General features: G+C 59.8%; 4 protein-coding genes and 1 tRNA gene. All 5 read right to left on the bottom strand.

Translation table 11 applies throughout. The features are described 5' to 3' along the window. Window positions 1-140: 140 nt before the first annotated feature. Window positions 141-680, bottom strand: a complete 540-nt coding sequence (gene rbr / locus DW899_RS07955) for a rubrerythrin (RefSeq protein WP_055252097.1) — start codon at window positions 678-680, stop codon at window positions 141-143. A gap of 114 nt (window positions 681-794) precedes the next feature. Continuing rightward, window positions 795-1,700, bottom strand: coding sequence for an adenine glycosylase (locus DW899_RS07960; RefSeq protein ID WP_117800591.1), 906 nt, complete (start codon window positions 1,698-1,700; stop codon window positions 795-797). Between the two features lie 21 nt (window positions 1,701-1,721). Continuing rightward, window positions 1,722-2,207, bottom strand: coding sequence for an Rrf2 family transcriptional regulator (locus tag DW899_RS07965; RefSeq protein WP_117564951.1), 486 nt, complete (start codon window positions 2,205-2,207; stop codon window positions 1,722-1,724). A gap of 457 nt (window positions 2,208-2,664) precedes the next feature. After that, window positions 2,665-3,135, bottom strand: a complete 471-nt coding sequence (tnpA, locus tag DW899_RS07970; protein ID WP_117800592.1) for an IS200/IS605 family transposase — start codon at window positions 3,133-3,135, stop codon at window positions 2,665-2,667. A gap of 196 nt (window positions 3,136-3,331) precedes the next feature. Further along, window positions 3,332-3,409, bottom strand: a tRNA-Asp gene (locus DW899_RS07975). Window positions 3,410-3,585 lie beyond the last annotated feature (176 nt).

Below are 3,585 nucleotides of genomic sequence, written 5' to 3' on the forward strand. Positions count from 1 at the left end.
GAGCACGCGACGATCCAACGCCGGAGCGCGGGGCGGGAGGCCGGATTGCCTTCCCTCAACGCGACCCTGCGAAGCCGTGAGCGGGGAGGGAAGGCAATCCGGCCTCCCGCCCCGCGCTCCGCAGCAGCCAGCGCCAAGCGCTAGTAGTTCACCACCTGCTCCTCAAAGTACGCCTTCGGGTGGTTACAAACCGGGCACACCTCAGGCGCCTCGGCACCAACGTGCAGGTGCCCGCAGTTCAGGCACTTCCACACCTTTACGCCCTCACGCTCAAACACCTCGCCCGACTCGATGCGCTCGACGAGCTTGTTGTAGCGCTCCTCGTGGGCCTTCTCGACGGCGGCGACACCACGGAACTTTGCGGCAATCTCGGCAAAGCCCTCTTCCTCGGCGGTCTTGGCAAACTCGTCGTACATCGTGGTCCACTCGTAGTTCTCACCTGCGGCGGCATCGCGCAGATTGTCCAGGGTATCGGGGACGGCGCCATCGTGCAGATACTTAAACCACAGTTTGGCGTGCTCGGACTCGTTGCCAGCCGTCTCGGCAAAGATGTTCGAGATCTGAACGTAGCCGTCCTTCTTTGCCTTGGAGGCATAGTAGCGATACTTGGTGTGTGCCTGGGACTCACCGGCAAAAGCGGTCTCGAGGTTCTTCTTGGTTTGGGAATTCTCAAAATCCATAGGTGTACTTCCCTTCAACGCATGCCGCCCGTAGGCTTCGAGCGGCCTCGTCTTTAGGATGCCCTCATGTCGGAAATCTAAACCTTACAATCCTGTTCTTCAGATTTGCACGGGCTAGATGCTCAGCCAGCGATCGCCCTCGGCTCGGCAAAAGCCCTCACGCTCCAGGTCGGCCAGAATGCCCGCGACAAGCTCGCGCTCGACCGGCCCGCGCCCAGCCGCCGCTTCCATATCGTTAACGCCCACCACGGCATCAGCAAGCATAATCCCCGCCGGTTGGCCATCGCGCGCTGCCAGCAACATGCGCACGATATGCGCGCGCTTTTGGCGACGTGAGCCCTCAAACTTTGATTGACGGCTATAGCCCGCCGAGCGCCTGGACGGATTGGGCAACGTCTTTTTTAGATATGCGCCGTAATCCAGCAACGCGTAATACCACGCGCGTGGCGTGTCGGCATCATCGAGCGGCACGGCAAAGGGAGCGATCTCGTCGGTCGCCGCACCGGGGACCGCCGGACAGGCCGCCTGAATCAACGGCACCAGCTCGCGGTCGGAAACAGCCGGTACATCGGGAAAGAAGTGATGCAGAAAGACCGTGCGCACGTTGGTCTCCAGATACACGCCTGGAAGGTCAAACGCAAACGACCGGATACCTTGCGCCGTTGCCGGGCCAATACCAGGCAGAGCGACCAAGTCACGCGTCTCACGCGGAAACTCACCGTCCCAGTCCTCCACAACGCGCTGAGCGGCCTTGTGGAGCGCCAGAGCGCGTCGGTTGTAGCCCATGCCCTGCCAAGCGTCCAAAACATCGGAAGGCGCGGCTTGGGCAAGCGCCTGCACGGTCGGAAAGCGATCGAGCCACGCCGGCATACGCGTCTCCACGCGTGGCACCTGTGTTTGCTGCAACATGACCTCGGAAAGCCAAATGATGTACGGATCGCGCGTGCGGCGCCACGGAAGGTCGCGATAACGCAGGACCCCTTCCGAACGAATCATCGAACGAAAGGGGTCCTGAATCATATCTATGCTCCTTATGCGGCGCTATTCCTCCCGGCATGTATACGCACAGGTGGCGTACTCGGGAAACGCTTCGCGGTCGGCGAACTTGGGATCGACGGCCGGGAACTGGCGGTGAGCGACGATGTCGCCGAGCGAAACGGAATCGAGGTAGTCGCGCATCAATGCTTGAGCTCCGGCCCACAGGGGATGATAGCAGCACGTGCCCATGCGCGCACAGTCGCCATCGGGTGCGGTGCAATCATTCATAACCATAGGGCCCTGAACGGCCTCGACGACCTGACGAATGGTAACGTCGTCCGGACTGACCTTGAGACGCATGCCACCGTGGACGCCACGCAGGCTCTCCACAATACCGGCCTGGACCAAACCGTGCTGAATCGAGCGGGCAAACGAATACGGGACATTGACCTCTTCGGCAGCGGTGCGAACAGAAAGCAAACGCTCCGGATCCTCGGCAAGCATCGCCAGCATACGAAGGGCGTAATCAGTCTTCCTCGATATGTCCATTTTTCCCCTTTCAAGGAATACGAACAGCTCGAACGAGCTCCGGGGCCGAGCTTGTGTCGAGACGCTAAATGACCGCTAGGACATCCAAATGGTAAATCGGATATCCACTGAGTGCCGCGCTTGGAGCGAAATGCATCAGATGCGGCCTACAGTGCAATTTAGTATAACCTAACCCCCTGTCTCGTTGAACAGGTGTTGCGCAACAAAGCTGTTGTTTAGACAGATATGCTTATTAGATTTTACTTGCGTTCCCGAAGGGGCGGGGATTCTGGGCGAAGATGCGCCAGGGCGATCGTTCTATCGAAACAAAGTGCATCAAATCAAAACCACCCCTAAAAGGGGTGGTTTGCTCTTAGGGTATAACCCTTGGATTTCCGGCACGCGTCTAAAGGCGCCGGCCCTCACGGGGTTCGGGCCGCACTGCAGGTTGACCCGTGACGGGCCGGTCAAACCGGCGCTATTTGCGCCCCGGCCCCCTATCGAAGGGGTCCTCGTACTCCTTGACGCTCAGCCGGTCGAGCGCGATGTCGGCCTTCTCCTGCTCCCGGATGTACTTCGCGATCGTGGCCTCGTTCAGGCCGACGGTGGACACGCAGTGGCCCTCGGCCCAGAACTTCCTGTTGCCGAACTTGTACTTCATGTTCGCGTGCCTGTCGAATACCATCAGCGAGCTCTTCCCCTTCAGGTAGCCCATCACGCTGGACACGCTGTACTTCGGCGGTATCGCCAGCAGCATGTGGACGTGGTCGGGCATCAGGTGCCCCTCGATGATCTCTATCCCCTTGTACTGGCAGAGCTTCCTGAAGATCTCCCCAAGGTCGGACCTTATTTGGTTGTAGATGACTTTGCGCCTATACTTCGGCGTGAACACGACGTGGTACTTGCACATCCACTTCGTGTGCGACAGGCTGTAGGCCTTCTGGGCCATACGCCACCACCGCCCTCTCGACTCGGATTCCTTGCGGCCTGAACAATCGCAAGTGTCCGGCGAGGGGGCGGCTTTGTAAAGCCGGTTGTCCCCACCCGCATAGCGGGTGGTTTCTGATGCGGCGCGCTGCGCGCCCCGCACAGGCTAAAGCCTTTAACGCAAAAAGCCACGTCCGAAGACGTGGCTTTAATTGCGTTGGCGGGAAGTACGGGGCTCGAACCCGCGACCTCCGACGTGACAGGCCGGCGCTCTAACCAAACTGAGCTAACTCCCCAGGCAGGCGTTCGCGTTTGTTTCCGCTCGCGTGCGCTGCGGGGATTAGTATACACAGAAGTCTGTCCGGCGCGCAACAACTTTTTTGAAAAAATTTTTCGGTCCCTCCGGGAGGGTCTCCGGGGCTGGGGGCGGGGGTTAAGTTTGCTGCTCTACAGTCCTGCGCAAGACGGAAAG

The organism is Collinsella sp. AM41-2BH, assembly GCF_003468085.1.
Taxonomy (GTDB): Bacteria; Actinomycetota; Coriobacteriia; order Coriobacteriales; family Coriobacteriaceae; genus Collinsella.